This window comes from Ochrobactrum soli (assembly GCF_003664555.1).
Lineage (GTDB): Bacteria > Pseudomonadota > Alphaproteobacteria > Rhizobiales > Rhizobiaceae > Brucella > Brucella teleogrylli.
In genome coordinates this window covers 31,486-57,907 of the sequence record NZ_RCHH01000006.1, presented here as the reverse complement: position 1 = coordinate 57,907, position 26,422 = coordinate 31,486, and the positions used below count along the sequence as shown (strand labels likewise).

The following is a 26,422-nucleotide window of genomic DNA, read 5'->3' as shown; positions in this document are numbered from 1 at the left end:
CATGCGACAAATATGCCATCAGCTGCGACATCAGACCGACGACTATAGATTGAAGACGAAATCGCTATAATTATAGAAAAACAGTATGATTATACTGTCGTCCGATATGTATTGGTCTATACATGAAAATGGGCAGAAACCTGCCCCATTTGCGCCCAAACGGGCTGAATCCGCTATTTTTAGCGGTATCTCTTATGGCCGACGAAGCCCGTATTTTTTCGGTGCACGGCCTTGCGATGGCAGAAGGAAAGTATCTGCCGGTTTCTCGCGGCAGCGCCCAAAAAAATTTTTACGCAAGGTCCGGCAAATGCGGTCTGAAAGAGAATCGGCATTGCCTAAAGCGATAAAAAAAGGGGAGCCAGACCGGCTCCCCTTTATTCGATTTGCCACGGCTTACGCCCGCTCGATCACGATTTTCAGCACATTGCGATCGCCATCCCAATAGGGCAGCGCCTGTTCGGCTTCATCGAACGGGAACACCTTTGAAATCAGCTTGTCGGCGTCGGCACCAAGCTTCTCCAGATGCGAAACCACCGCCTCGAAATCGGTCAGCGTCGCATTGCGCGAGCCCATGATGTCGAGTTCCTTCAGATTGAAGAACTGGGTCTGATAGGTGACAGGTGCCTTGGAGTAGCCGACATAGACCACACGTCCCGCAAAGCCCGCAAGATCGACGGCCTGCGTGAAAGTGATGGGCAAGCCAACCGCTTCGAAAGCGACATCCACGCCGTCATCGCCGGTCAGTTCCAAGACCTTTTGCACCACATCCTCGCCGCTCGCCAGAACATGCGTGGCACCGAATTGCAGCGCCAGCTCGCGCTTTTCGGCGCTCGGATCGATGGCGATCACCTTGGCGCCGCGCGCCACAGCGCCGATCAGCACACCCATGCCGATCATGCCGCAGCCCAGCACCGCAACCGTATCGCCCGCCTCGACGCGGCCACGAGCAACCGCATGGAAACCGACCGAAAGCGGCTCGACCAGCGCCAAATGGCGTGGTTCCAGCGTATCGTTGAGGATCAGCTTTTCGGCTGGCAGCACGATCTGGTCGGCCAGACCGCCATTCTGCTGCACGCCGAGCGTCTTGTTGTAGCGGCACGCATTGAGACGTCCCTTGCGGCAGGACGAGCATTCGCCGCAATTCGTATAGGGCAGCACGATGACGCGCGTGCCTGCGGCATAGGCCGCACTGACGCCCGCACCGGCCTCGATGATTTCGCCGCCGATTTCATGGCCGGGAATGCGCGGCAGCTGCACCAGCGGATTGAGACCCTTGAAGGTGTTCAGATCGCTGCCGCAGAGGCCGACATGGCGCACCTTGACGCGCACATGACCGGGGAGCAGCGGCGCTTCGTCGATTTCGGCGAAGCGGGTAACGTTTTCGCTCTCTATACGCAGAGCTTTGACCATCGGATATTCCTGTCGGTTACAGATTGAAAGATGCGGATCAGGTAACGGCGCCGACCTGCCATGGCACGAATTCATTGTCGCCATAGTCGTAGATTTCGCTCAGCGTCTTTTCGCCGGAGGCGGCCGCGATGATATATTCGAAGATGCGCGTGCCGGATTCCTCGATGGTCTCCTCGCCGGTGACGATGCCGCCGCAATTGATGTCCATGTCTTCCTTCATGTGCTCGTACATTTCGGAATTCGTGGCGATCTTGATGCAGGGCGAGGGCTTGAAGCCGGAAACCGAACCACGGCCCGTGGTGAAGCAAATGACATTGCAGCCGCCCGCCACCTGTCCTGTCACGGCAACCGGATCATAGCCCGGCGTATCCATGAAGACGAAGCCGGGCTCCGTGACGGTTTCGGCAAATTCATAGACCGCCTTGAGCGGCATCGAGCCGCCCTTGGCAACGGCACCGAGCGACTTTTCCAGAATGGTGGTCAGGCCGCCAAGCTTGTTGCCATGCGATGGATTATTATTGAGTTCGTCGCCATTGCGCGCCGTGTAATCACGCCACCAGTGGATGCGCTGCAGCAGCTTTTCCGCCACCGCAGGCGTCACGGCGCGGCGCGTCAAAAGATGTTCTGCACCATAGATTTCCGGCGTTTCAGCCAGAACGGTCGTGCCGCCATTACGCACGATCAGGTCAGAGGCATAGCCCAACGCCGGATTAGCCGAAATGCCGGAATAACCATCCGAGCCGCCGCATTCCAGAGCCACTTTCAGCTTCGACAACGGCTGTTTGGTGCGCACCGCCGAATTGACCAGCGGCAGCATTTCCTTGATCTCGGCAATCGCATGATCAATGGTCTTGCGTGTGCCGCCGTGCTGCTGGATCGTCATGGTGCGCAGGCGCGAGCCTTCTTCCATGCGGTAATGTTCGAGGATCGGCGCGATCTGGTTCGTTTCGCAGCCAAGGCCAATCAGCAGGATACCGCCGAAATTCGGGTGCTTGGCATAACCCTGAATGGTGCGGGTCAAAAGGCGATAGCCTTCAGACTTGGTGTTGAGCGCGCAACCGCTGCCATGGGTCAGCGCCACAACGCCATCCACATTGTCGAATCCGTCGAGACCGCCCATGCGGTTGAAATAGTCAGCGATATAGCGCGACACGGTGGCCGAACAGTTTACCGAGGAAATGACGCCGATATAGTTGCGCGTGCCCACGCCACCAGCGCCGCGGTCATAGCCCATGAAATGGCGGCGTTCGGCTTCCGGCAACATGCCGCGTTCTTCGATATCGATGGAGAACTGGTGTTCATGTTCGGAAGGCAGCATGGCGAGGTTTTGCAGATGCACATGCTCTCCGGGCGCAATGTCCTTGGTGGCAACGCCGATGACCTGTCCGTATTTCAGAACTTCCTTGCCTTCTGGAATGGCGCGGATCGCCACCTTGTGGCCGCGTCCAATCAGTTCGCGTGCATTGATGCCTTCCAGACCGATGGGGTCGCCAGCACGAACGGAAATACGCGCAACCGCGACATCGTCGGACGGATGCAAGAGAATGACCGGCGCTGCGGCAGCCGGAGAAACGGAAATATTCATGGGTCTGACCTCACTCCCAATTCATGTCGTCGCGGTCATGTCGCTATAGGCGATCTGTCGCGCGGCTCGTTATCCATCCAACGCTGCTTGGATTGCTCCAGATGCGTTCGCATGGCCGCCTGCGCCTGAAGCGGATTCCTCGCCTCCAGCGCTGCATAGACGATTTCGTGTTCTGCCAAGGCCAGAACCCACGTATCGTTATTCTCAAACCGCGTTCTGATCTGCGACGTCAGCGGGCTGTGCCGCTCATCGAAGAGATCGCGGATAATTCGTACCACCACCGAATTGCCTGCCTGTTCGGCCAACAACAGGTGAAACTGCCGGTCAAGCTCCATCGCCCGGCGGTCGACATGCACCTGGGCGCGCATTTCGTCGAGCGTGGCGCGCAAGGCAGCCAAGGTCTCCGGCGTCATGCGCGCACAGGCCATCACCACCAAACTGCCTTCGATCAACTCGCGCGCCTGCATGATTTCAAGCGGGCTTTCGCCGATCGAAACGCCTTGCGTCACAACGCGCTTTTCCGGCTCGGCGCTGACATAAATGCCGGAACCCATACGGATTTCGACATTGCCGGCAATTTCGAGAGCGATCAGCGCCTCGCGCAGCGACGGGCGCGACACGCCCAATTGCTGGGCAAGCTCGCGCTCAGCCGGAAGCCTGCTTCCCGCCGGAAACTGCCCGGCCTGAATGAGACCTCTCAACCGGTCGGCAATCTGCTGGTAAAGCCTGCGGGGTTCCGCTGTGGCCGCAAAGTCGCTCATGGTCGCTCCCAAATTGGCCTTACCATAATTCCGGTCAGCCCGAAGCGCAATATGCCTGAATCGGTGCGAAAATGCGGCAAATCGCGCAGTACCACCGAAAAGTTCAACGCTATTTTCGGGCTATAAAGCCTATTGGCTTGACCAATTTAGTGCGGATTGCTTAGTTGTGTCCTGCAAATTCGGGAGCATTCCATGCAAGACAAGCCAGCGATTCTTCAGTTCGGCACCAGCCGTTTTCTGCTCGCCCATGCCGATTTCTTCGTCGCCGAAGCGCTGGCAACGGGCGATGCAATCGGCACGATTGCCGTGGTGCAGACCACCTCCAATCCGCAAAGCGCGCAACGCATCGCCGCACTGAACGAGGGCAAGGGTTATCCGGTCGTGATCCGTGGTCTGGTCGATGGCAAGCCGTCGGAAACAGAGCACAACGCCAGGGGCGTGACCGCTGCCTATTCCGCGCATACCGACTGGGCCGCGATTCTCGATCTCGGCGCGACGGTCCAGGTGATTCTCTCGAACACCGGCGACAAAGGTTATGAGCTGGATGCAAGCGACGACGCATCGCTCATCGCCAATCCGCAGACCCTGCCGAAAAGCTTTCCGGCCAAGTTGCTCGTGCTTCTGCACCATCGCTGGCAGAACAACCCGGATGCACCGCTCTCGATTTTTCCGTGCGAGCTGATTTCCCGCAATGGCGACAAGCTGCGCGCAATTCTGATCAGGCTGACGCAGGACTGGAAACTGCCGGACAGCTTTGCCCACTGGCTGGAAACGCGATGCATCTTTGCCAATAGTCTGGTGGACCGCATCGTCTCCGAGGCCATCGAACCGGTCGGTGCTATTGCCGAACCCTATGCGATCTGGGCCATCGAGCAGGCCGACGGACTGACATTGCCGTGCCGTCACAAGGATATCGTCGTCACCGACGATCTGGCGCGCTATGAGCGGTTGAAGCTTTATCTGCTCAATCTCGGCCATAGTTTCATTGCCGAACGCTGGCTGAAGGGCAATCGCCCGAAAGACGAAATCGTGCTGGAAGCCATGCAGGATGAAACCATCCGCAGCGAGTTGGAAGCCCTGTGGCGTGAGGAAGTGCTGCCGGTTTTCGCAGCAGACGGGCTTGGCGCGGAAGCGGAAGCCTATGTGGTTTCCGTGCGCAATCGTTTTCTCAACCCGTTCCTGAAGCACCGCATCGCCGATATTGCTTCCAATCACGCGGAAAAGAAGCAGCGCCGCTTTGCGCCCATCATCGCGCGGGCGGAAGAGCTGGGGCTCGGTCTGGAACAGCGCCGGTTGAAAGCGGCGCTGTAAGCCGTCAAGCGGCGCAGGCGCAGTAACGGATATGACAGCCGCGCTCGCCGCTATGCTCGACCTCCACATCGACACCGAACACGGAGCGAATGCGTTCCACGGTTAAAACCTCTCGCGGCGCGCCCAGCGCCGCCAGACGCCCCCGGTCCATCACCGCAATGCGGTCGCAGAACATGGCTGCATGATTAAGATCATGCAGCGCTGCCACTACCGTCAGGCCCATCGTTCGACTTTGACGCCGGACGAGATCGAGAAGGCCGATCTGGTGGCCGATATCGAGATGATTGGTCGGCTCGTCCAGCAACAGGATGCGCGGCTGCTGCGCCAGAGCGCGGGCAATATGCAGGCGCTGGCGTTCACCGCCCGACAATGTGTGCCAGTTGCGTTTGGCCAGATGCGACATGTCCACATGCGCAAGCGCCTGATCGACGATGGCGTCATCCTCCGCAGACCATGGTGAAAGCGCACCGAGATAAGGCGTGCGCCCAAGCTCCACTGCCTGCCGGGCGGTGATGCGCTCGGTCGTTTCCGCCTGCTGTTCGACCAGCGCCAGCAAGCGCGCAATCTCGCGGCGGTTGAAGCGTTCAATCGGCGCCTCGCCGAGATAAACCGTACCGCTGCGCGGGCGCTTCAGACCTGAAAGCAGCGATAGAAGCGTGGTCTTGCCGGAACCATTCGGCCCGATAATGCCAAGAAACTCGCCTTCAACGACATCGAGCGAAACCCCGCGCAGGATTTCGACGCTGCCTGCCGACCATGAAAGATTCTGTGCCGACAGCATCATGCCCGCGCCCTCCTCTGTCCAAGCAGCAGCGCAAAGGCCGGAGCGCCGACCAGCGCCGTCACCACACCGATGGGCAGCACCTGTCCCGGCACGATGATGCGCGACACGATGTCTGCTGCGATCATGAAGATCGCACCGATCAAAGCGGATGTGGGCAGCAAAACGCCATGCCGGACACCCACCACCATCCGCGCCGCATGGGGAATGACAAGGCCAATAAAGCCAATGGACCCGACAATGGAGACCATAACCGCCGTCATCATGGCGCTTGCGCCAATCAGCACGGCATAAACACGCCGCACTGGAATGCCCAGCGAAGCAGCCGATTCCGCGCCGAAGGTGAAGGCGTCGAGCGCACGCGCATGCCACAGGCAGACCACCAGCCCGATCAGGCAAGCAGGCAGCGCCAGCGTCACATCCGGCCAACGCACGCCGGACAGATTGCCAAGCAGCCAGAACATAATGCCCCGCGCCTGCTCGGCATTGGCCGCCTTGGTCACGATGAACGAGGTCAGCGCGTTGAAAAGCTGCGATCCGGCAATACCGGCCAGAATGATCGCGCTGTTGCCCCGCCCCGCCTTCAACGCCAGCAGCGACACCAGCACAAAGGCAAAAATCGCCCCGATGAATGCGCCAAGCGACAAAGTGAGAACGCCAGCGCCGATGCCAAGAATGGCGACGCTGACAGCCCCGGTCGAGGCCCCGGCGGAAATGCCAAGAATATAAGGGTCAGCGAGAGAATTGCGCAGCAACGATTGCAGCACAACGCCGGAAAGCGCCAGCGCCGCCCCGCAGCACGCCGCCACCACGGCACGGCTGAGACGATAGCTCCACACAATCCCTTCATCGATGGGATCGAGCACATAGCCTGCATGCCACAGCCGGTTGGCGACGGTCTTTGCCACCACATCGAGCGGTATGGCGGTTTCGCCAATCGCTGCGCCCAGCCACAAGGCGGCAAGCAGCAGGATGAGCGCCAGAACCCCGGCGCTCACCTTGTTGCTGAACGGAAGCCTTCCTATGGCTACCAATGCCGTCATTTGTTGAGGTCCGAGGCAGCGATGGCCGCCGCCAGCGTTTCGATGCCCTCAATCACCCGCAGCGAGGTGCTCATCGACTGCGCATCCATGTCAAAGACGTGGCCGTCCTTGACGGCAGGCATCAGGCTTGTCACCGGATCGCTTTCGAGGAATTTGCGCTTCACGGCAATATCGTCCGCCGGATAGCGGCGACGATCAAGTTTTGCTGCCACGATCATCGACGGGCCAGATTTGGCGATGGTTTCCCAGCCGATGGTCGGCCATTCTTCCTGGCTGTCGACCACATTCCTGATGCCGAGCGCCGACAGGATATAGGCCGGAGCGCCGAATTTTCCGGCGATATAGGGATCGGCGTCAATCTGCGTGCTGGAAAACCACACCGCAGCGGAAAGCTTGGCCCCGCTGGCGCCAATCTTGCGGCGCGCCGCATCTTCGCGCCCTTTCAGCTCGGCAATGAGCTTTTCACCGCGATCCTGCACGTTGAAGATTGCGGCCAGCTCGCCGATTTCCTGATAGACGATATCCATCGTGAAGGCTGCCGTGCGCACGCCGTCGCCACCGCCGGAATTATCCTTGCCGACACAATCCGAAGGCGAGGTATAGGCCGGGATGCCCAGTTCCTCGAACTGCTCCGGCTTGGCGACAATGCCATTCGGCCCGACATGCCATTGGAAATCCGCCGTCACAATATCGGGCTTCTGCGCCAGCACGCTTTCGAAGCTCGGGTCGTTATCGGCCAGTCGCTTGACCTTGGCGTTGACCTCTTCAAAGCCTTTCAGTACCGGGCCGAACCACACCGCCGTACCGACCACCTTGTCACCCAGACCAAGGCTGTACAAAATCTCCGTGCTGCTTTGACCGACAGCCACTGCGCGCGTCGGGGCCTGTTTGAAAGTAACGTCGCGTCCGCAGTTCTTCAGCGTCAGCGGATATTGCGTTTCCGCCGCCTGCAGTGCTGGCGCGCCTGCAAACAGAAAAAGAGCGCATAAAGCGATGCGAAACGACGTCTTGCCGTGCAATGTCATGGGAAACCCCGAAATGGTGAGAGAAATGGCCACGTCAGCAAGCGACGGCGATAAGACGCCGTGAGCAAACGGAGATATCCGGGGATATGGATGACGATGAAAGAAAGCGCCTTGCGGCGCGATGTGCTGTCATAACCTGCTCCTGCTCCGGGCATCCCCGCCCGTGACAATGGATAATGATGGCCCAAAGGCCCTATGACGGCAGGTCTCCTGGCTTGCAGATAATCGCTTCCATCTGCCTTCCCGTGTCTTTCAGCTTTCGCCGGTTGAACACAGTGGCATGACGCCCGTCGGCGTCACAAGGATGAACAGCAATCCGCTTACAGTTGCGGGGGCAGCCACGGTCTCGGTCCCTTTTCGGGTCGTCCTCACCGTGTTCCCTATTAATCCCCTTCACTCTCGGTCGGGGAACCGTCGTAATACTATTACGTTCGCATTGCGCTGAGGTCAAGTGGCTCTGTTTCCATTTGGCGGTTTGCCCAAGCGCATAAAGCCATGGTTAACAAAGCGTTAATATCACATTGATTTTATTTAATGTTTCAAAATGCAGACATTCATCTTCCGTTCATTCGTCTCCCAATAGTGTCCACCCAACAGCAAAGGAGAACATGATGTTCAAAAAAGTCATTCTTGCAGCCGTAGCCCTTTCCTTCATCGGCGCACCGCTGGCCGCACAGGCGCAGGATTATCAGCGCAAGCCGGGTCCGCACCGCATGGACCAGAAGCCGCGTCCGCCGCATGGCAAGGAATTCGGTCGTAAAGACCCGCGTGACCATGGCCGTCAGCATTGGTCCAAGGGCCAGCGCTACAATGACTGGCGCCGCCAGCCGGAAGTGCGCGACTACAAGCGTTATGGTCTGCGCCGTCCGGGTCCGGGCCAGCGCTGGGTGAAGGTTGACAACCAGTTCCTGCTGGTCACCACGGCAACGGGCATCATCGCGGGCATTCTCGCTGGCCGGTAAGCCGCCAGCCTCAGTATTCCTAAAAATCGGCCAGAGCAAAACTCTGGCCGATTTTCTTTTTGCAATGTTAGAAACTGACTTTCAGGCCGCCGCCAAGCGTGAACGCCTGCAAGCCGGCGCCTGCATCATCGGGGAAGCTCTTAACCTCCCCCGTTGTTCTGTTTTCCATCATCGTGTCGCCCCTCATGCGGAAGTATTTTTCATAAGCCGCCGAGAGATAGACATTTGTGCGCTCGGTAAAGGCATAAGCGACTTCGGCCTGCGTATCCAGAAACGCCCGGCTTCCGAACGTATCGGTAAAACGCTTATCCCCGCGCCAATGATCGTCGATGTCCTTGGCAGCGACAGTTGCTCCTACGCGCCCCAGCAACGAAAAAGACCATTTTTCGAATGTTGAACGCCATTCGCCGCCCACAAACAGCGCTGGCAAACTTTGCTCGTAGCTGATCCCCTTCCCAGAGAGGACGCCCGTTTTATCGCGAAATCCCTCTTCGCTGTAGACATATTGCGAGTTACCGCTGGTCCATTTCACATTCGTATATTTGAACCCGCCATGCAGATTGAAGACGTTATGTTGATTGATCTCGAAATCATGCCCAACGGCAATATCCAGATTGATGTAACGATCCAGATCTGTCTCATCGCTAACCGAACGATCTGTCCAGTCATCAAAATCATAACTTTTCAAATATGGCGCTAACCAATCGTAGTCTTCCATCTTGTGGGTGCCACCCAGCCCGATTTTCACACGGCCAACCACAGTTATATTATTCATGGGCTCGGCCCTGAAAGCGCCGGTCAGCACAGGCATTTGCGACTGCCAAAACAAATGGCTCATGCGGTTTCCGCCATTGTAGACGATTTCGTCCGCCTTGACCCAAGCGTAGCCGACACCGCCTAAAAAGGTGAAGCTTTTGTCTATATTTGTATATTGAACCCCCGCGGCCTTGTCCGCAGCATTGGCCAAAGGAAAATTTAAAAACAATAAGAATATTGATAAAACGATACGCTGCATGCGCCACTCCTGTAACAGATGACGCATAGTTATATTTTTAATATTGCACAGAAAACTGCCAGAGATAGTTCACTATTTCTGCGCCCATGAAAGGCTATCACCAGTGCGCGCGCATGAGGACGACGCGCGCCTCTGAGCCTATCGGTTGCGGGCCTTCATCAGAATCCAGATGAGAACGATCATTACGACGAGGCCGATCGCCAAACCAATCAAACCGCCATAGACGGCATCGGTGTTGCCGCCGATCAATGCCCCAATGCCAGCCCCTAAAATCAGCAGGATAAGCGGCGGCAGGCATCCAATCATTGCGAGGTCCTACAAACACGATCCGATATTTGTGCACCCATAAGTGCACCCGTTTGTGGCCCCATATTTAGCGAGATTTCGCGCAAGCGACAACGGCTTCACGGCGGGATTGTCCAATCCCGCTGAAATGCCGTTGGTATACGAATGGGGTCATAGAAGACTTGCCCCGCTGTCAACCGGGGCAAATGCCTCTGCTAAGCGCCTTTGGTACCAAATATTTTGCCTGGACCTATATTTCGCGTCGGTCCGACCGCCAGCAAAACAGGCTTACCGTTTTCCTTGCTGGTCGCTACCGCAGGTTTTTGTGCGCCCACGACCGGTGCCGCAGCAAGCGCAGTGCCAGACACCATCATCGATCCGATTGCTATTATCGCTATGGCTTTCATATGCCCTCCTCTGCTGGTCTCGCCAGCAATTCGCCAAACACAGAAACGACCGTGCAGGTGACGTGCACGATCTTGACACAGAGGACGACAAAGCCGGATGAAACGCCATACGTCATCTGTCGTATTTCGACATGGCTGAACGAAGAAAATAAGCGCGCTGCTTGCCGCAAACTGATCTGCACATGCAGCAGGGCCGCGCCCCTCTGCAGCTGAAGCCTGCCGCCTCTTATAGTCGCTAAAAACACGCGCCTCGCATCTGCGAAGCGTGTTGTTTTGCTCGCTGCACTTTCGTGAAATTCATGCTGTGGGGTTCTTGAAACCGTCGGAGCGATTACTAAATCGAAGCCGTCATTCCAACTTTATCGTTCGATCAAATGGAGGTTCCGATGAGCGACCGTTTGTTTGACAGTCCTGTTTTTGTGAAGGACGGCAAATTTCTAATCAGGGAGATTGCAGGCCCGATCGACGCAATCGATTTTCTTTATGAATGGCCACAGGATGATCGCGATATCATCTATGAAGTGGCATGGAGCGCCTGTTGCGACGCTCACAGCGGACAAAAGCCGCTGATCGTGGCGCAAAACGCATTTGAAGGATTTGCGCGAAAGCGAAATATTCTCGAAAAACCTGAAGCCGCCATGCCGTGGATGATTTCGCATGGCAATGGCGGTGGCCGCGTTCCTGTATGAGGGAATGGCAATGCATTGGTATTTTCTGATTGAGGGAACGATCCTCTTTGCGTTTCTCTGGGTCGTATCGATGCTTTTCTGGGATACCAGACGGCGGCAATAGCTTGAAACCCCGGCTTGTCCGGGGTTTTTTATTCATCCGCTCGGGCCGTTCTGCGGCACAAGCAGCGGACTGGCCCCCTTTCTTGTCTAATCGTGCCAGAAATGTCCCGTTCTGATCGAATAAGACACACGCTATGCGTTTAAAAGTTGCAGCTAAAACACGTGAGTATTAAGTCCCGAGCCGGGCAGCCTAAGCAATTGCCCGCCCCCGCGAGAGGCATAATTTCTACACCACTTATGCCTCTCGCCCCCGTTGTCGTTCTCATGGACGCTGCACCGCGCCACGCCCAACAGCGCAACGATCAATATATCGCCCCGTTATAAAGAGTTGACCGCGCCAACAGGAACCACAGGCGGGTCTGGCCGTTCATTTGCACGGCGGGCGCGAGATAAGGATAGGTGCCATGTATAAGTTTTCGGCAATCGCAGCGGTGATGGTGACAGCGCTTGTGGCGACCGTTCCAGCACAGGCCCAAAGCATCGAAATCGGGCCCAACGGGATTCAGGTCAATCCAGACGATAATCGGCGCATGGATCGTGATCGACGCGGTTACGGCGACGAGATAAGCGAGCGTAGAGCTGCCAGAATCGCACGCAACGAGGGTATGGATGAAGTAGAAAGCGTGTCGCGACGTCGAAACGTGTATGTTGTTCGGGGCGTGGACCGTCGAAATGACGATATGCGCGTTGTGATAGACCGCCGCACGGGCGAAGTGCTCGAAGTGCGCTGACGACATAACCCCGGTAACGCGCCGCGTCGCCGGGGTTTTTCGTTCAATTTGCGTAAGTCGGATGAACTTTTGCCGGTCGGGGTTGTTTGGTCGCCGGAGGAACCCGGTATGAGCTGGTTTTTATGGTTCATTGGCACAATGATGGTGTCGCTGTTCGCGCTCATCGGATTCACGGCTTGGGCTGAACGAGAGCGAGACTAACGATGTTCGATATCGCTTTATACGACCACATATTCCTGCTCATCGGCGCAATTGTCGCCGCAGTGGCTGGCGGCATTCTTTTGTGGCGCCTGCCTCATTAGGGTGTCTATGCCGGGACGGCAATCAATCCGCCTAAGCGGTTGACATAGCACTATAATTTCTGATGAGTGGCTGAGAAAAATGGTACGGTCGGTTGGTATCAAACTAACCTCTTAGTCATTGTTTTTATTATATTATTTTAATTACGCATCCGTAATTGTATCACAGTTTGTTACACAATTAGTTGCACAGGTTGTTGCACGTTAAAGTACGTCAAATTTAGCGTCTTGACGACGGAGTACAATGAGAACAAAATAGGAACATCTAAATTAGCAGGAGGAAGCCATGAACGCTCTTGTGCAAAATTACGAAGATGAAATTCAGCAGGTTCTCGCCTACCACGGTGGCGATGTGCACGCGGCCATTGAAGCGCTTTTGAAAGACCGCGACTTTCTGGCGCGTGAAGTTGAACTCGCTCGCCTTGCCGTAACACATGGCCAACGCGCCGACCTTTTTAAGAGGGCTGCGTGATGAAAACGTTCCAAGTCGCTCTTCCTGAAGCTTACGCTCTGAAATGTGCCCGGCGCGAAGTGCATCGCGATGCTGACCGTCTTGGCGCCCGTTTGCCTCATCGCATGGCGCGAAAGTCGGGCGTGGATTTCTGCGTATTCAGCTTCCCAACAGAAAGGCTCATGGGCGCCTTTATGCGACGGCACGGCGGGAAGCCATTCGGCGGCTCTGCATCTGCCGACAAGTGGGAAAAAATCGTCGTGCGATAATGAATGAGCCTGCGCCTGAAAACAGGGCAGGCACCGGTAATAAAATTTCAGACAGGTTTGGAAATGAAGATGTCTGCTTATGAGGAGCACGACAAATGAACGCGCTTGCGCAAAAAGAAGGATACCAGGACGAAATTGATCTGGTACTCGCCTTCCATGACGGTGACGTGCGAGCTGCAATAGAGACCTTGCTGAAAGACCGCGATTTTCTGGTGAAGGAAATCGAATATGCTAGCCTCGCAATGTCGATGGGCTTTGCCCGCGGATGGAAGCCGACGGTGTTCGTAAAATGAGCGGCAGGTCACGCGGTGAGCCGCCTAAGACGCTCATCAACAAAGAATATCCGTTTCAAGTCGTGCTTTACCTCACAGATTGGCACCGAACAAACCTCGTTCAGATGTTGAACGACCGGGAGAGATTAGGCGGGTATCGGCTATGGAGAAGTGTGTATCACGATAAGAAAGATTTCAGCGCGGCCATGTTCCAGACCGAGGAAGGCCAGCAAGAATTCATCCGGCTTTATGGCGGCAAGGCACATAACCCGCACGACAAGTCTTCCAAGCCGTGGGAGACGTATTTTGAGAAATGAGAATAAGACCGACCTTCCTGAAGGAAATGCCTGCTTCAGCACGGATAATGGATCTGTTCGGCTGGTACGAGCTTTACGGCTATTGCTGCCGATGCGGCCATATCGGGTCCGTAGACAGAACCATCATTCTGCGAAAATTCGGTACGCACACCTATTTCGTGGATCTGCACCCTCGAATGCGGTGCAAGGCCTGCACGGCCAAGGGCGATGCTCAATTCGGGATAACAAAGGCACCGAGATAAAATGAGCGGATATAAGAGCGAGAACACCGTCGCAACCAAAGGCGGCAAGCTTTTTGAGCACTACTGTGATTCGAAGGGCTGCAAAGCGTGGGGTTCGTTTGGCTACAAGACGGCCTTTGGACAGCTCTGGTTTTGCCGTGAGCATAAACAGGAAGGCGAAGACGCGCTGGCAGGCAGAAAGAAATAGGCGCCCGTTCACAGGCGCCCGTTGGAATTACCTTCCAGTCTTGCATCCTTTGCCGGTACGGCAGTGACTTTCTGGCTTCCAGCTAGCCATAGCCGACGCTGTAGATGCCCCAGCCAAGAGTAAAGCCATCGCGATAATTGCAAATTTCATAGCACCCTCCAATATTCCCTTCCCCTGCGGAAGGTTGGAGTACATTCAACCAATTCAGGCTTGTAGATTAAATACGCCATCCGCCGTATTTCGCGCTGGCTGGACGAAAACAATAAGCGCACTACATTTCCAGCAACCGGAGGCGCGCATGTGCGGACGATTTACCCAGACCTATACGTGGGCTGAAATCCACGCGATGTACAATCTGACGGCAGTTACGCCTCGGAATATCCAGCCTCGCTACAATATCGCGCCGACCACGCAGGTGGGCGTCATAACGCAGAAAGACGGCGCACTCGACTATTCAGAAATGCGTTGGTGGCTCGTGCCCAACTGGTGGTCGAAGGATCTGAAGAGTGTACCGGCTACTTTCAACGCTCGGTCTGAAGAGATCGCCAGCAAGCCAATGTTTCGCTCCGCCTTCAAAAGCACCCGTTGCCTTATCCCGGCTTCTGGTTTTTTTGAATGGACGGGCCCGAAAGAAGCGCGCCACCCCTGGTTCATCTCTGCTAAGGACGGGAAGCCCCTGACGTTCGCAGGCCTGCATGAGACATGGCGCGACCGAACCACCGGCGAAGAGGTGAAAAGCTGCACGATAATCACCTGTGCCGCTAACGACTTCATGGCAAAAATTCACACCCGAATGCCCGTCATCTTGGACGAGAAGGACTGGCACCTCTGGTTGTCAGAGCCACGTGAAGATTTGCTCAAACCCGCAAATGACGACGTACTGCAAGCGTGGCGCGTGTCGCCCCAGGTTAACAACAGTCGCTACACTGGCGATGACACCATGGAACCTATCAAACCCATGGAATAGCCTTTTCTGCGCCAAGGGCATACTTTTCAGAAACCTTCTGGGCCGTTCCGCATTAACCTATATCACTTGAATCAATGCCCCACGGCTTTTGCTTTGGTTGAGGACTGAAGGGAGGCTAATCATGCCGTTTTTTAGCGAGGGAAGCCGCATTTATACAATCGAGGAAGTGAACTTTATGCGACGGATTTATTCCGATGCTGTTGTCCTGCTCGATGAAAGCGAAAGAGAGTATGTGGGGATAGATCTCTCTGGCACAATTATCATGCTTTATGAGAGCGGGCTTCGAGACCTCGGCTACATGTCAGAATTGGCCGCCAAATTGACACACCAGAAATATCAATTCCGGCATCCAGAAGATCATTTTCCCGCCGCAAACTCCAATATGGAACCAGCCGATTATGATTAACATCATGGACACTTTGCGGAATTCGTTGAAGAACGAGACACGAAAGTCGAAGTAAGCAGTTCGGACAGTGCCCACCGACCCGACTAAGTATTTTTAGAATAAATAAAATTCATACTGAATGAAACTTTTTAATAGCTGCCGAGTTCTCATCTCCAGAGCACAATCCATCGATCACTAAAATCCCGACCTTCGGGCATTTTTTATCTATGCAAAGGAGACAATCAACATGAACTCTATCATCTATTTAGTAGGACTAGTTGTCATCGTGTTGTTCATTCTCTCTTTTCTGGGGTTACGTTGATGGTAGATCCAACTGTCGTAGAAAAGACGTCTGATCGCGGCTATGTAGACTGGGCGGCAATCTTTGCTGGCGCTACAGTGGCATCAGGTGTGATGGCCGTCCTGACCACATTCGCCGGCGGCCTTGGCTCAAGCTCATTTTCCGTCGATGAAGGCGGGGATATAAGTACGGTATGGCTCGTTATTACGGCGCTCTTTATCGTCATATCGACGGTCGCCTCTTATATGCTCGGCGGATATATCACCGGAAGAATGCGCCGCCCCGCTGGAACCGCAACTCGTGACGAACTAACCGTTCGGGACGGCCTGAACGGCTTGGTTGTATGGGGTTTGGGAACGATCGTTTCCACGCTACTACTCGTCAGCGCTATTTCAGGTGGCGCAAAAGCGGTTGGAAGCGCGGCTGAGACAGCAGTACAAACCGCTGGTACAGTTGTTGGCAGCGCCGCTCAGGGCGCCGGTCAGTTAGCGGGCGGCATCGTTTCAGGTGCAGGGCAAGCTGTCTCGGGGCTTGCGCAAGGCGCAGGGCAAGCGGCCGCTCCATCCGTAGAGCAGATGTTGCCGCAAGGACTGAAAACCAACCCATTAGACTATCTTACAGATAGCCTGCTGCGCACAGACGCCCAAGGAAGCTCTGTGGCCGGTCAGGAAGCACAGAACTTGGCCGATTTCCAACGTCAGATAAGCGGCATTCTGGGAAACCTGCTTAGTACTGGCGAAATTTCTGACGCTGACCGCGCTTGGCTCACAAACCAAGTCGCCACGCGGACGGGACTTAGTCAAAATGACGCCCAGACGCGAGTGAACCAGACCGTTGAGCGCGTTCAGGCTCTGCGCTCCGAAGCTCAGGCGAAAGTGGAAGAAGCAAAGAAGGCACTCGCCGACGCTCAAGCACAGGCCGAGAAAGCTGCTGAAGAAGTAAAGGCTCAAGCGGCTGAAACTGCTGAAAAGGCCAGAATAACTGGCATTCTCACTGCATTCCTGCTTGCAGCATCTGCTCTCGTTGCCGCTGTGGCAGCCTACATCGGAGCCATACACGGAGGCCGTCATCGCGACGAAGGCAGAATTTGGGGTGGCTTATCTTACCACAGATAACCAATCCGCTTAGGCGAAAAGGGCTCTGGAGGAATCCGGGGCCCTTTTGATTTTTTTCCCAGATGGACAACCTCTTTGGCCGCCGGCCATCGAGCCGCCGAAGAAGGCGGCCTACATCCCTGAAAGGCAGAAAGTTTGAAGCCTGACTTCATGTCAGGCTTTACTTTTTTGACCAGATGGGTAAATTTTTGTCGCCCTTGGGAGAGAGGGCTCAGTAGCCTTACCCCGCGCGTTTTTCGCTGCGGGGTTCTTTTTGATACGAATTAAACTTCCGCTAATGAATCAATTGTAGGGCCGTTGGTACAAAGTACGGTTTGCCCTTAAGTGACCTTAATTGTCCGCTTGCTATTCGCGTGCAGTCCGTCCACCATAGGTTGTCAGCTTTTGATTGAATACGGGCTCAGCTGACGCGGGCTGAACTGCCCTTGCCCGCAATTTGAAAGGAGGACGCTATGTCTTCCAACATCCATAATATTGATTTTCACTCAAACCATCGCATACTGAAGCAGATGATTATGAAAGCCGGTTATCTAACAGCCAGGATGAAGCCACTGCCGGGTCCTCATTACAATGACTCGGTATTGATTTTAAATAGCTTTATGGCTGAGGTCATGGGCGACATTCAAGCGAATGCAGGCCCCCACACTGATGGCTCATTCTCTTACGGCACAGCTTAACAATCATCATTTGAGGGAGCCCGCACCGGGCCTCTCAAATAACTCGTTACTTCTATATGAAGACAACAGAAATAGTAATAGATTTAAGTTTTTCTCTCTATGAAAGAGATCGTGAGATATTAATAATTTGACAAAATTTATTTAAGCTGATAAAAGCTAGAAATCGAGATTTTCTTGCTGAGATTTGCTCCCTGCGCGATTAGCACTGCGCGCCGAACGAAAACTCCCTTTAAAAAATCGTTTCATCTCTGCGTTTAATTCAAACGCGGATATCAATATTGCTATGAAAGGGGTTCATATGAGCACCGGCACAGTTAAATGGTTTAACGCAGCAAAAGGCTTTGGTTTCATTCAGCCTGAAAACGGCGGTTTGGATGCGTTTGTTCACATCTCCGCTGTTGAGCGAGCAGGTATGCATACGCTCAGTGAAGGTCAGAAGCTGACTTATGATCTTGAACAGGATCGCAAGTCTGGAAAAATGTCCGTTTGTAATTTGCAGGCGGCTTGAATGAAGTTTCTTCTTTCTAGTGACCACGGATGTACTGGCACAATCGGAAGAAGTTGACTTTTGGGGTCGGGCAATAGCCCGACCTTTTTTATTGCCCGGCAAGGGAGCCAACACGAAAGAGAGATTAGAATGAATAACCATGAAGTGAATATCGGAATTACCATTCCGAACAGTAACTTTAGCGTGGTGAAAAATGCTGTTGCTACGCAGCGCGATATTGAAGACGCGCATAAACAGATGTCATCCCCCTCAGAAGATTGGACAAAGCTTTCGAATATACTTAGGCGGTCGTGCGGAGGCTCATCGCGAAAACGTTCTTTTCGTAGATAAGAACCCAAGGGAGCCGCGTTACTGGCTACGTTTTTCTTCTCGTTTCCAAAGCCTTCAGCCTCTCCGCGAAATAAATAATCTTATTCAGATCGTACATTCGGCTGGCCGCGTCTTTCTCACCGAACCTATAGCAAGCCTTGAAGATGTTGCCGAGCGCGAAGGACATGCCTTTGTGCTCGATCAGGTCGTTTAGCTCGGTCGCATGGGGAGGCAGCTCGTAATAGCTCGTGCTGCCGCCGTCGGAGGTGACTGATTTAAACTTGAGGTCGGCATAAATAGGCGCTGTGCTGTCGACGATGAAACTCATACCTCTTCCCTCACCTTCCGCTTCGGCTCTTCGAACTTCTCAGTTACTGGCCCGCCTGCGAGTAACCCGCGAACTGACGAAAGCTTATCGCGAACAAGCGGGCGAAACCGACGCGCCGCGAACGGCGGATTGTCATAACCGAACTGCGGGCAGATTCCTCGATCGACGCCTTTCAGACGAACGCCGATGTAGCTGCCCTGCGTGTAGTGTTCGAACGGGCCGATCCAGCTTACGGTATAAACTTCGCCCTCTTTGATCTCGATGAACTGTTCGAAGCCGACTTTGGCATCGATACAGACCACCTGATCACCAACTTTGAAGGGGATCATGGCGCCTCCCCGATCATTTCGAGAGCTTTTGTATAGCGCGCTCGGTGCTCTTCATCGTCGCCATAGGCACGTAGATTGTCGCGCAGGTCTGCAATCTTCACCGGTCGCGCGATAGGGTTAGAGCAGGCCCGTTTGACGTAGACGAGATAGTCTTCATCATCGCGCCGAGTTATCGCGTTTAGAGCGAGCACGATGTCGTCATCAAAACCGAACGAATAGATATCGTTCAGCGAGGTATTCGTGTGCTCGATCATGTCGTGCATAACTGCGAGGATCTGCGTTTCACGCGTCTCCTGAGCCATCATGACGCGCAGCGGATGCAGAATGTACGGGTCGCCGTTGTCGCTCTTCTGGTCCATATGCGCCGCTGCCGCTACCGCAATTGCTGTTTCAAGGTTACTCATGGGTTTTCTCCTGCGGCGCTTGCTTCAATATTGCGGAACTCGACCAACACTCCGTACCGCTTGGCCCGCTCGATGCCCTCGATCATACCACCGCTAATGCCACGGTCACCGTAAACAACGCATTTATCCGCCACCCGATACCACGCGAGGCCAGCATCGATGCCGAGTTCACGTTCATCAGGCCGCAAGTCGTCCAACACCTGCGTATGCAGCAAATGGCTCGCAATCGGTGCTTCGCCCCGGCGCAGACTATCTAGAAGGCAAGCGCGCGCATATTCGGTATTGCGCACGACGTTGCCCCCGTACGGGCTTTCGATGATGACGAGTGGCTTGCCGGTAGTTGGCGGGTTGTTGTTATAAGGTTTTGGCAGGAAACTTATAACCACTCCACCCGCCCTCATCTGCCGGCCTTCAACAGCCGCTCGTGCAGCGCGGTCTTCTGCTTCTTCAAGCATATTCTCTCCTCGTGTTTTTGGCTGCGGTGGTTAGTATTTTGGTTAATATTTTACTAACATCACATTGATTTTATTTAATGTTTGCACCTTCGTCTGTTCATCTAGCGTTCAGTTCGCGCCCGATATCTTGCGGACAACAAAGGAGAGCATTCATGTTCAAGAAAGCTGTACTAGCCGCCATCGCTATGACGTTCGTTGCCGCTCCAATGGCACAGGCCCGCGATTACCATCACGGCAAGCCTGCTCCACAGCGCTATGAGCCGCAGCGCCCGCATCACGGCAAGGAGTTCTATCGCCATGATCGCCGCGACTACGGCCGTCATCAGTGGTCAAAGGGTCAGCGTTACAGCGATTGGCGCCGCCATCAGGAAATCCGCGACTACAATCGCTACGGTCTTCGTAAGCCTGGTCGTGGCCAACATTGGGTTAAGGTCGATAATCAGTACCTTCTCATTGCAGGTGCCACCGGATTGATTGCAGGCATTCTTGCTGCACAATAGGACAACGAAGTGAGAGGCGGGCAAAACCCGCCTTTTTCTTTTTAAGCTGCAGCCCGCTTAGGCTGGTTATCATTCGCGGCCACCAGCAAACGCGCAGCGCCTTGGACCATTTCAGGCCTGAGCGTCAGGCGCGAAACTTCGCCGTACAGCTTTGAGTACGTGATGACCTTCGCCGATCTGCCTGACAGCCAACCTCCGCCGGCAGCATATGCGTCTGGCGCCGCCAGCGTCTCGTGGCGCTCGACATACATCAGACCAGACTTGCGCCCTTCGTCCGAATGCAAATGGCCGATGTGCGCATAGGCATATTTGCTCCGTCCATACATTTCGCGGAACATGCCAGCGAGCGTCGCATCGACGTTATTGACGCCGCGCTTATGACCGTGATGCGCAAAGATCGCTGTCTTGCCCCACTCGTAGGCGTAATAAAGGCTGGGCGAGTTATCGACGGTGATGCGGGGCTCGGTTTCGTACATCGCTGCAAGCATTTCTCGAAGCCATGCCGAGGAGGCCGGGTCGTGGTTGCCCTGCGCCATAATGATGTGCACGTGCTGATGTTTTTGCAGCAGCATGTCGATGACACGCCGAACGGTCCGGATGATGACGCGAATTATCTTCTGCAGTCGTGAGTCCGAATCCAACACGTGCTTACTGGCAGGCGTGACCGTTTCCATGCTGTCGTAATGGGCAAGGTCACCGAGTTGCGCCAAAACAGCGGTGTGCGCATCTGGCGCAAGATCAATCGCGGCAGCGAACCAGTCCGTAACAAGCTGCTCTGCAATCTCGATATCGTAATCGGCACCGGTTTCTTCACGCCATGCCAGCATCCCAAAATGTGCATCCGTCAAGCAGAAGAAATTGAGAAGGTCGGCATTCGTGCCGCGCGGAGCCGGCATAATGCTGACACGCGGCAGGCTTTCGGACAGGGCTGCAACAGTTGCATCCAGAATGGCGCGTTGCTGTTGCACGTCAGCCCGCTCCATTATGTGCTGAGTGATCACCCTGCCTTCGGCATTGACGAGCGTCGTCTTGCCTTTGACCGCGAGGCCGGCCGTCGGCTCGTAAACCGGACCAGCCTCTTTCGTTTGGCGCATGTAAGTGCCGTTCGGCGTCTCGGTCAGGCTTTTGATCGCATAGCCGGGCAACGTCGGCGACGGACCCAACAGCCCCAGTTCAGCCGCCCGCTTGATGCTCTCGTGGAATGCCGACTTCTTAATGCCGAGCGCAGCGGCAGCCTTAACCAGCGTGCCGTGCTCGCGGTAAGCCTCCGCGCGCCGTAGGAGTTCTTCGTGTGAAAGGCGCGCACCCGCGCCCTGTCTGTCATGGGACATACAGTCTCCTCGTGTTTGGTTGGTAGCCGTGGTGAGCGGCGCAAAAGGAAGGATGGAATGTCTCGATAAATGTGGTGTTAACGGCGCATGAAAGAATGATTTCAGTAATAAATATTCATGTAAGAAACGATTTCATAATTAAAATTTGGGCTGGAGTACGGCCGCCGACTCACCATAAATACTTCAAAATTAAACAACATAGGTGTTTAAATGCGTGCGATTTTGGCCCTAGGCGCGTTACTTGTATCCAGTATTTATGTGGGCGCGGCAGAAAAACCCATCGAGTCGTACTACGCTCGATTAAGCGCCGAAGATCATTTCAATTCAGCGGGTGAGCGCCTAACTACAGCGGCAGCGATTATTCGGCAGGATCGAGCAAACTTCCATGTTTATGGGAAGCGCGATCGTGAAGATGATTCGGATTATACGTTTTCTGACAAGGCTAACCGCGCCCGACTCGAACGAATGATCGCCAACGGCCATTACCTCGGTGGCGCCGAAAGCGCGGTGCTAAACGGAACGCCGCTGATATATGTCGAAATTTACGAAAATTACGTCACGGTCTCAGTCCGGGACGATTGAAATCCGACATCATACGGAATGCGTTACTTGTGGCCCCTCCGCCGCGTTTATGACGCCAGAGTAAAAACAGTGGCCCGATAGTTGTCATATTTTTTTGCTTGCTATCAACAACCACAATATTGCCGAAGCACTACCCACCAGCTAGAAGCGCGTATGATTTCAATTTCTTGGTGGGTTGCCGCCCTCGTCTATATGTCAATCTACTGGCCGATTACCGTGATGATAGCGGCGGCTATAGCCATAACGGCATTCTTGGGAACGAAGAGCGTGGGCTGGCGCGCTTTCTGGAGTGTTCTCGCATTCCTCATCGTGGCGCCAGTTATCTGGTTCTACACGCTTGCATAAATAGGAACCACGGCCCAGCGGGGCTGACAGCTCTCTTTAAGCCGTCTGCATTCACATGATCCGAAGAGTACTCTTATCTGAAAAACAGCAGTGAGCTCTTGGCGCCTACAGCTTACCAAAAATGAAAAGAGCGGCCCGAAAGCCGCTCTCTCAAAAACTAGTTACTTGGCCCATCGGCCTTCGTACTTAAACTCGGTGGCCTTTTCGAGCTGTTCCTTGGTGGCGTTCATTTTCGCCGACCATTTCTTATCATTCTCAGAATAGACAATCTCGATGGCATCCGGATCAACGACTACGTACTTTTCGCCGACGCCCAAGAAGCCGCCAACCGATACGATATAGCCTTCGACGTCACCGTCGCCCATCACTACATCCTGGATCTTGCCGATGCTCTCATCGTTAGAATTCGTAACATCAAGGTTAAGAATATTACTAGTAATAACGTCGGTAGGCTTTGCAGTAACAAATACCTCTTCTTGCGTTGCGGTAGCGCTCTGCGCATTTGCAAAAGAAACAAGTGCGGCAGTTGCAACAGCAGCTAACAAAATACGACGCATATTTTATTCTCCATTCATATTTGGCATTTGCGAACGTATAATGCGCATGCGGTATCTTTTGTTCCCACTTTTTAGGAATTAATTTCTACTTCTCACTGATTTTGGCTGCATCAGATTATCAATCCGCTCGGTAAGCCCATCGATGCGGTGCGCCACGCTTTCGATGGCCCGCATGATCTGGGACGTCTGTTCCTGCATGCCCGCCTTCGTGGCGAAAGTTTCGGCCGAGCGCAGCTTGTAGTCGGAAAGCTCTTGCCGCGTCAGGCTGGCAAGAGCCGTTGCAGCGTCCGCTTTCGCCGCGTTGCGCGTTTCAGCTTTCGCGATCTGGCTTTCGACGTACTTCCAAAGCCCGAACAAAAAGCCCATCAGCATCACGATAAAGCCGACAACGGCCATGATTTCAGCGCCGGTCATCCAATAATCCCCCTTGCTGCCACACCCAGCCAAAGGCAGGCCAGCCACATTCGCGCCCTCACGGCTTCACCCCGCACAGCTTTTCCAGTTTCGTGTTCTCCGCGAGGATCTGGCGCTTCGTGCCGTCGGTCAGGCTGTCCTCGATGCTCGGGCGGACAGGCCGCGCGATGTCGCAGTAGCTACCGGCTGTCACGCATCCACTGAGACAGAGCAGCGTCAACATCACCGCCGCCAAGCTTGCTGGTTTCATCTTCGATTTTCCTTGCTTTGTTGGCGGCCTTCAGCCGGTCGGCAGTTGCGCTTGTGGCGTTGTCCGCCCTGCCCTTGAGGTAAGCGCCCGCCAGAATCGCAAGGGCCGCACCGATAGCCACGGCCCAGCCTGTGATCTTGGAGCGCAGGGATAAGAGCCGGGTCATGTCGGCACTCCAGTTAACATAATGGAAGCACTGCCGTCGCATTCGCGGCGGATGAGGTAGCCATCTCGCGTCTCGGTGATTCCCTGAGCGAAGGTCAGCTTGGCGTCGCGCCATTCCTGTAGGTTATTGCCGATCCGCACCAACGCTACTTCGGTTTCGGTGTCGTACTGTATGGCTGCTGTAATTATGCTCACGCCGCCACCCTCTTCAGCTCAAGCCTGCCGCTCTTCCAGAGCCAGAAGCCCGCGCCTGCTGCGACCAGCAGAAGCGCGACAGTTGCGAATGCCCACGGGTTAGCCACAGCGCCAATAAGGCTGGTCGCCATAGTGCCCGCCCCGCCTGTCAGCATCAGCTTTACGGCCGGGCTTTCGAGAAGCGGCACATCATCAGGCTTGGCGTCCTCGGCCGCGGCGGGCTTCATTTCACGGGCAGCCACAAGGCTGTCGAGGAAATTGCGGTAATAACCGGCGATTAGGCTGGCCTTGTCGCTGCCGTTGACGATAGCGCGGGCGCCCACTGGGTTAGCGTTACCGGCGCCGAAATAGTCTGCCAGCCGCTTGCCCGTGAACTTGCCGTTGATCATCCCGTCGAACAGGATGCTGATAGCCGTGGCCATCTCCAGCGCAGCGTCGGGGTTATCGCAGAGGCCATACTTCTTATAGTTGTCCTTGCCGGTGATCATCGCCAAGGCGCGGCCACGATATATCCAGCCATCGTTCGCGCCAACATTGCCCATGCGGCCGCCATAGACCTTGTTAGCCAAAGCCTGCGGGTTGCGGACATAAGGCTGGGCGCTCTGCACAGTGGAGAAGCGCGACGGCCAGACCTGCCGGATGCGTGCCGAACTGGTGTAATTGAGGTTTTCTTCGATCGGCTGCATCTTGCCGCCGGTCTCGTGGAATGCCGTCGCGAGCACATAAGCGGTCTGCTCGTCAGGCAGGCCTCGGCGCTCAGCTTCAGCCAGAATTGCCGACGTGCCGTCGACCTGCGCTTGGCTCAAGCGCCCGCCAAAAGGCGCGCGCCTCGCATACGCGAAGAACGTTGTTTTGTTCATGGGGATGTCCTGTAATGGAGTTGGGAGCTCAATTAGCGCTCCGTGCGCACGGTTCGTTCTGAAGCGTAATTCCAATTGAACGAACGAAAGATCCTCCCGTTCGTTATTTCGAGACCGTTAGTCTGATCATTGGAGGAATGGGTATGATTAGAAATGGTTTCGACATGCGTCGGGAGAGCGATATGACTTGGTGCGTGTATGACGTGTTCAACGGCGAGATTGTCTCTATTGAAGGCCATAAACAGTCCGGTCTCAGCGAAAGTGACGCCAAGGAGGCTGTCGATTTGCTGAACCGGAAGTATATCGAACGCCACCAAGAATGCGGATCCGGTCGGCTGCCTTGAAGACATCACAGGATCATTCGCTTTGTTAGCGTAATTGAGCCACAAGCCAGTGTTCACCGGAGATGAGGCGATGTACAAAGCCGCCGGTAATTGGCGGGCGATATGAACCACTGAATGTTGGATAGACAATGTACAAAACTGCAGCTTTCGCAGCACTGATAACAGTATTGGCTTCCGCTCTTCCTGCGCATGCGCAGAGTATAGAAATCGGCCCGAACGGCATCCGCCTAGTAGAACCTGAAAGTGATCGCCCGCGATATCGCGAAGATATCAGCGAACGTCGTGCGGCACGCATCGCTCAGAGAGAGGGCATGGATGAAATTGACAGCGTCTCACGTAAACGCAATGTCTATATCGTCCGCGGAGTGGACCGTTACGATGATGAAATGCGGGTAGTCATCGACCGGTATTCCGGCGAGGTACTGCAAGTTCGCTGACAAATAGCCCCGGCTTGTGCCGGGGTTTTTCTTGAGGATTTTGTCATCGGTGGGTTGCCCGGTGAGCGAGCAAGGGCCATTACCGCCTGATCTTCTCCAAGACAAAGGTAATTCACCAAATGCTCGTAAGATGGTCCGGTTTCGGAATGGTTTCCGTTTTTGTGTTGATCGCAGGTATGCTGGGGGCGACTTTCCTGTTGAGACCGTATTTCATGCAGACCATGGCACTTCATCCAGCGGCATATGTCGCAAACGGTATCGGTCTCATTGCTGGCGCATTAGCAAACCTTTTGGTGGTTGCGGCTTTCAAGAAGATTTCAGCGGACACGTATCACAGCTTCATGGGTATCAGCATGATTGGATGGTCAGTCATCGGTGCGGTCGGCGGCGTTGCTCTCGCTGTGTACGGATGGACGCTGTAAACACTACAGCCGCCAGTTGTTTATACTTTAAATTGTGAGATAATTGGGGTTAGCGCGCTGAGGTTACCCTCCCTTGCAGCGCTACCTCGGATGTGACG

At 54.9% G+C, this 26,422-nt stretch carries 38 protein-coding genes and 1 riboswitch; of the genes, 19 read left to right on the top strand and 19 right to left on the bottom strand.

Annotated elements, in window-relative coordinates; translation table 11 throughout:
- Positions 1 to 393: 393 nt before the first annotated feature.
- From D8666_RS12065 to D8666_RS12055, 3 genes are read right to left on the bottom strand one after another with little or no spacing between them, the layout of a single operon-like run.
- Entirely contained in the window at positions 394 to 1,410 is a 1,017-nt protein-coding gene (locus D8666_RS12065; RefSeq protein WP_121538181.1) for a zinc-binding alcohol dehydrogenase family protein, read from the bottom strand.
- A 37-nt stretch (positions 1,411 to 1,447) separates the two neighbouring features.
- On the bottom strand, positions 1,448 to 2,995 hold the full coding sequence (locus D8666_RS12060) for a UxaA family hydrolase (RefSeq protein ID WP_121538179.1): 1,548 nt from the start codon (positions 2,993 to 2,995) through the stop codon (positions 1,448 to 1,450).
- A 35-nt stretch (positions 2,996 to 3,030) separates the two neighbouring features.
- Complete coding sequence (locus D8666_RS12055) at positions 3,031 to 3,756, bottom strand: FadR/GntR family transcriptional regulator (protein WP_109367126.1); 726 nt, start codon at positions 3,754 to 3,756, stop codon at positions 3,031 to 3,033.
- A gap of 192 nt (positions 3,757 to 3,948) precedes the next feature.
- Between D8666_RS12055 and D8666_RS12050 the strand changes: the two genes are divergently transcribed.
- Positions 3,949 to 5,067, top strand: coding sequence for a mannitol dehydrogenase family protein (locus tag D8666_RS12050; RefSeq protein ID WP_121538177.1), 1,119 nt, complete (start codon positions 3,949 to 3,951; stop codon positions 5,065 to 5,067).
- 4 nt (positions 5,068 to 5,071) lie between these two features.
- Here D8666_RS12050 and D8666_RS12045 read toward each other — a convergent pair whose 3' ends face one another.
- The 3 genes from D8666_RS12045 to D8666_RS12035 are packed head-to-tail and all read right to left on the bottom strand — an operon-like array spanning position 5,072 to position 7,916.
- Positions 5,072 to 5,851: an ABC transporter ATP-binding protein gene (locus tag D8666_RS12045; RefSeq protein ID WP_109367124.1), complete on the bottom strand. Its 780-nt coding sequence runs from the start codon at positions 5,849 to 5,851 to the stop codon at positions 5,072 to 5,074.
- Positions 5,848 to 6,891: a FecCD family ABC transporter permease gene (locus tag D8666_RS12040; protein WP_109367123.1), complete on the bottom strand. Its 1,044-nt coding sequence runs from the start codon at positions 6,889 to 6,891 to the stop codon at positions 5,848 to 5,850. Before D8666_RS12040 ends, D8666_RS12045 begins: the two co-directional genes overlap by 4 nt.
- Positions 6,888 to 7,916, bottom strand: a complete 1,029-nt coding sequence (locus D8666_RS12035) for an ABC transporter substrate-binding protein (protein WP_109367122.1) — start codon at positions 7,914 to 7,916, stop codon at positions 6,888 to 6,890. The genes D8666_RS12040 and D8666_RS12035 overlap by 4 nt, the downstream gene beginning before the upstream one ends.
- Positions 7,917 to 8,099: 183 nt before the next feature.
- Positions 8,100 to 8,347, bottom strand: a riboswitch (cobalamin riboswitch).
- A 180-nt stretch (positions 8,348 to 8,527) separates the two neighbouring features.
- On the opposite strand from D8666_RS12035, the gene D8666_RS12030 reads away from it, so the two are divergent.
- Positions 8,528 to 8,878, top strand: coding sequence for an RcnB family protein (locus D8666_RS12030; protein ID WP_109367121.1), 351 nt, complete (start codon positions 8,528 to 8,530; stop codon positions 8,876 to 8,878).
- A gap of 67 nt (positions 8,879 to 8,945) precedes the next feature.
- On the opposite strand, the gene D8666_RS12025 is transcribed toward D8666_RS12030, so the two are convergent.
- The 3 genes from D8666_RS12025 to D8666_RS12020 form a co-directional block, all read right to left on the bottom strand.
- Entirely contained in the window at positions 8,946 to 9,893 is a 948-nt protein-coding gene (locus D8666_RS12025; RefSeq protein ID WP_109367120.1) for an omptin family outer membrane protease, read from the bottom strand.
- Positions 9,894 to 10,031: 138 nt separating this feature from the next.
- Positions 10,032 to 10,199, bottom strand: a complete 168-nt coding sequence (locus D8666_RS24215; RefSeq protein ID WP_167836071.1) for a hypothetical protein — start codon at positions 10,197 to 10,199, stop codon at positions 10,032 to 10,034.
- Positions 10,200 to 10,393: 194 nt separating this feature from the next.
- Entirely contained in the window at positions 10,394 to 10,585 is a 192-nt protein-coding gene (locus tag D8666_RS12020; RefSeq protein ID WP_109367119.1) for a hypothetical protein, read from the bottom strand.
- A gap of 386 nt (positions 10,586 to 10,971) precedes the next feature.
- On the opposite strand from D8666_RS12020, the gene D8666_RS12010 reads away from it, so the two are divergent.
- From D8666_RS12010 to D8666_RS11950, 11 genes are all read left to right on the top strand, one after another.
- Entirely contained in the window at positions 10,972 to 11,274 is a 303-nt protein-coding gene (locus D8666_RS12010) for a DUF982 domain-containing protein (protein ID WP_109367117.1), read from the top strand.
- Between the two features lie 506 nt (positions 11,275 to 11,780).
- Positions 11,781 to 12,107, top strand: coding sequence for a hypothetical protein (locus D8666_RS12005; RefSeq protein ID WP_109367116.1), 327 nt, complete (start codon positions 11,781 to 11,783; stop codon positions 12,105 to 12,107).
- A 585-nt stretch (positions 12,108 to 12,692) separates the two neighbouring features.
- The gene (locus D8666_RS12000; RefSeq protein WP_109367115.1) at positions 12,693 to 12,878 is read left to right on the top strand and encodes a CUE domain-containing protein; all 186 of its coding nucleotides are present in this window, start codon (positions 12,693 to 12,695) and stop codon (positions 12,876 to 12,878) included.
- Between the two features lie 343 nt (positions 12,879 to 13,221).
- On the top strand, positions 13,222 to 13,419 hold the full coding sequence (locus D8666_RS11990; RefSeq protein WP_121538175.1) for a hypothetical protein: 198 nt from the start codon (positions 13,222 to 13,224) through the stop codon (positions 13,417 to 13,419).
- Positions 13,416 to 13,715 carry a hypothetical protein gene (locus D8666_RS11985; protein ID WP_235858950.1) on the top strand — a complete coding sequence of 100 codons (300 nt, stop codon included), beginning with the start codon at positions 13,416 to 13,418 and terminating at the stop codon, positions 13,713 to 13,715. The genes D8666_RS11990 and D8666_RS11985 overlap by 4 nt, the downstream gene beginning before the upstream one ends.
- Positions 13,716 to 13,958: 243 nt before the next feature.
- Entirely contained in the window at positions 13,959 to 14,144 is a 186-nt protein-coding gene (locus D8666_RS11975) for a hypothetical protein (protein ID WP_109705688.1), read from the top strand.
- A gap of 298 nt (positions 14,145 to 14,442) precedes the next feature.
- The gene (locus D8666_RS11970; protein WP_121538171.1) at positions 14,443 to 15,111 is read left to right on the top strand and encodes an SOS response-associated peptidase; all 669 of its coding nucleotides are present in this window, start codon (positions 14,443 to 14,445) and stop codon (positions 15,109 to 15,111) included.
- A gap of 121 nt (positions 15,112 to 15,232) precedes the next feature.
- Positions 15,233 to 15,517 carry a hypothetical protein gene (locus D8666_RS11965; RefSeq protein WP_109367109.1) on the top strand — a complete coding sequence of 95 codons (285 nt, stop codon included), beginning with the start codon at positions 15,233 to 15,235 and terminating at the stop codon, positions 15,515 to 15,517.
- A 300-nt stretch (positions 15,518 to 15,817) separates the two neighbouring features.
- Positions 15,818 to 16,912: a hypothetical protein gene (locus tag D8666_RS11960; RefSeq protein WP_121538169.1), complete on the top strand. Its 1,095-nt coding sequence runs from the start codon at positions 15,818 to 15,820 to the stop codon at positions 16,910 to 16,912.
- Positions 16,913 to 17,364: 452 nt separating this feature from the next.
- Positions 17,365 to 17,589, top strand: coding sequence for a hypothetical protein (locus tag D8666_RS11955; RefSeq protein ID WP_109705692.1), 225 nt, complete (start codon positions 17,365 to 17,367; stop codon positions 17,587 to 17,589).
- A 298-nt stretch (positions 17,590 to 17,887) separates the two neighbouring features.
- Positions 17,888 to 18,097, top strand: coding sequence for a cold-shock protein (locus D8666_RS11950; protein ID WP_167836075.1), 210 nt, complete (start codon positions 17,888 to 17,890; stop codon positions 18,095 to 18,097).
- Between the two features lie 355 nt (positions 18,098 to 18,452).
- Here the strand turns inward: D8666_RS11950 and D8666_RS11940 are convergent, their stop codons facing one another.
- The 4 genes from D8666_RS11940 to D8666_RS11925 are packed head-to-tail and all read right to left on the bottom strand — an operon-like array spanning position 18,453 to position 19,922.
- The gene (locus tag D8666_RS11940; RefSeq protein ID WP_235858949.1) at positions 18,453 to 18,734 is read right to left on the bottom strand and encodes a hypothetical protein; all 282 of its coding nucleotides are present in this window, start codon (positions 18,732 to 18,734) and stop codon (positions 18,453 to 18,455) included.
- Positions 18,731 to 19,063, bottom strand: coding sequence for a hypothetical protein (locus D8666_RS11935; protein WP_121538164.1), 333 nt, complete (start codon positions 19,061 to 19,063; stop codon positions 18,731 to 18,733). The genes D8666_RS11940 and D8666_RS11935 overlap by 4 nt, the downstream gene beginning before the upstream one ends.
- The gene (locus D8666_RS11930; protein WP_121538162.1) at positions 19,060 to 19,467 is read right to left on the bottom strand and encodes a GTP pyrophosphokinase; all 408 of its coding nucleotides are present in this window, start codon (positions 19,465 to 19,467) and stop codon (positions 19,060 to 19,062) included. The genes D8666_RS11935 and D8666_RS11930 overlap by 4 nt, the downstream gene beginning before the upstream one ends.
- On the bottom strand, positions 19,464 to 19,922 hold the full coding sequence (locus D8666_RS11925; protein ID WP_121538160.1) for a DUF7768 domain-containing protein: 459 nt from the start codon (positions 19,920 to 19,922) through the stop codon (positions 19,464 to 19,466). The genes D8666_RS11930 and D8666_RS11925 overlap by 4 nt, the downstream gene beginning before the upstream one ends.
- A 152-nt stretch (positions 19,923 to 20,074) precedes the next feature.
- Here D8666_RS11925 and D8666_RS11920 point away from each other — a divergent pair, with 152 nt between their 5' ends.
- Complete coding sequence (locus D8666_RS11920) at positions 20,075 to 20,422, top strand: RcnB family protein (RefSeq protein ID WP_121538158.1); 348 nt, start codon at positions 20,075 to 20,077, stop codon at positions 20,420 to 20,422.
- A 41-nt stretch (positions 20,423 to 20,463) separates the two neighbouring features.
- Here the strand turns inward: D8666_RS11920 and D8666_RS11915 are convergent, their stop codons facing one another.
- The gene (locus tag D8666_RS11915) at positions 20,464 to 21,753 is read right to left on the bottom strand and encodes an oxidoreductase (RefSeq protein WP_121538156.1); all 1,290 of its coding nucleotides are present in this window, start codon (positions 21,751 to 21,753) and stop codon (positions 20,464 to 20,466) included.
- Positions 21,754 to 21,963: 210 nt separating this feature from the next.
- Between D8666_RS11915 and D8666_RS11910 the strand changes: the two genes are divergently transcribed.
- Together D8666_RS11910 and D8666_RS11905 are read left to right on the top strand one after the other, a co-directional pair.
- Positions 21,964 to 22,335 carry a hypothetical protein gene (locus tag D8666_RS11910; protein WP_109367105.1) on the top strand — a complete coding sequence of 124 codons (372 nt, stop codon included), beginning with the start codon at positions 21,964 to 21,966 and terminating at the stop codon, positions 22,333 to 22,335.
- Between the two features lie 153 nt (positions 22,336 to 22,488).
- On the top strand, positions 22,489 to 22,680 hold the full coding sequence (locus D8666_RS11905) for a hypothetical protein (RefSeq protein ID WP_121538154.1): 192 nt from the start codon (positions 22,489 to 22,491) through the stop codon (positions 22,678 to 22,680).
- Between the two features lie 161 nt (positions 22,681 to 22,841).
- Here the strand turns inward: D8666_RS11905 and D8666_RS11900 are convergent, their stop codons facing one another.
- From D8666_RS11900 to D8666_RS11880, 5 genes are all read right to left on the bottom strand, one after another.
- Positions 22,842 to 23,237 (bottom strand): PRC-barrel domain-containing protein, encoded by a 396-nt coding sequence (locus D8666_RS11900; RefSeq protein WP_025089957.1) that lies wholly within the window; start codon positions 23,235 to 23,237, stop codon positions 22,842 to 22,844.
- A 78-nt stretch (positions 23,238 to 23,315) separates the two neighbouring features.
- Positions 23,316 to 23,651 carry a hypothetical protein gene (locus D8666_RS11895; RefSeq protein ID WP_109367960.1) on the bottom strand — a complete coding sequence of 112 codons (336 nt, stop codon included), beginning with the start codon at positions 23,649 to 23,651 and terminating at the stop codon, positions 23,316 to 23,318.
- Between the two features lie 179 nt (positions 23,652 to 23,830).
- Positions 23,831 to 24,067, bottom strand: coding sequence for a hypothetical protein (locus tag D8666_RS11890; protein ID WP_121538152.1), 237 nt, complete (start codon positions 24,065 to 24,067; stop codon positions 23,831 to 23,833).
- Positions 24,064 to 24,261 (bottom strand): hypothetical protein, encoded by a 198-nt coding sequence (locus D8666_RS11885; protein WP_121538150.1) that lies wholly within the window; start codon positions 24,259 to 24,261, stop codon positions 24,064 to 24,066. The genes D8666_RS11890 and D8666_RS11885 overlap by 4 nt, the downstream gene beginning before the upstream one ends.
- Entirely contained in the window at positions 24,258 to 25,121 is an 864-nt protein-coding gene (locus tag D8666_RS11880; RefSeq protein WP_121538148.1) for a chitinase, read from the bottom strand. The genes D8666_RS11885 and D8666_RS11880 overlap by 4 nt, the downstream gene beginning before the upstream one ends.
- A 143-nt stretch (positions 25,122 to 25,264) precedes the next feature.
- Here D8666_RS11880 and D8666_RS11875 point away from each other — a divergent pair, with 143 nt between their 5' ends.
- The 3 genes from D8666_RS11875 to D8666_RS11865 all read left to right on the top strand — a co-directional run bounded on the left by D8666_RS11875 (position 25,265) and on the right by D8666_RS11865 (position 26,324).
- Positions 25,265 to 25,465, top strand: a complete 201-nt coding sequence (locus D8666_RS11875) for a hypothetical protein (protein ID WP_021587312.1) — start codon at positions 25,265 to 25,267, stop codon at positions 25,463 to 25,465.
- A gap of 128 nt (positions 25,466 to 25,593) precedes the next feature.
- Positions 25,594 to 25,902, top strand: a complete 309-nt coding sequence (locus D8666_RS11870; RefSeq protein ID WP_121538146.1) for a PepSY domain-containing protein — start codon at positions 25,594 to 25,596, stop codon at positions 25,900 to 25,902.
- Positions 25,903 to 26,048: 146 nt separating this feature from the next.
- Positions 26,049 to 26,324 carry a hypothetical protein gene (locus D8666_RS11865; RefSeq protein WP_109367098.1) on the top strand — a complete coding sequence of 92 codons (276 nt, stop codon included), beginning with the start codon at positions 26,049 to 26,051 and terminating at the stop codon, positions 26,322 to 26,324.
- Positions 26,325 to 26,422 lie beyond the last annotated feature (98 nt).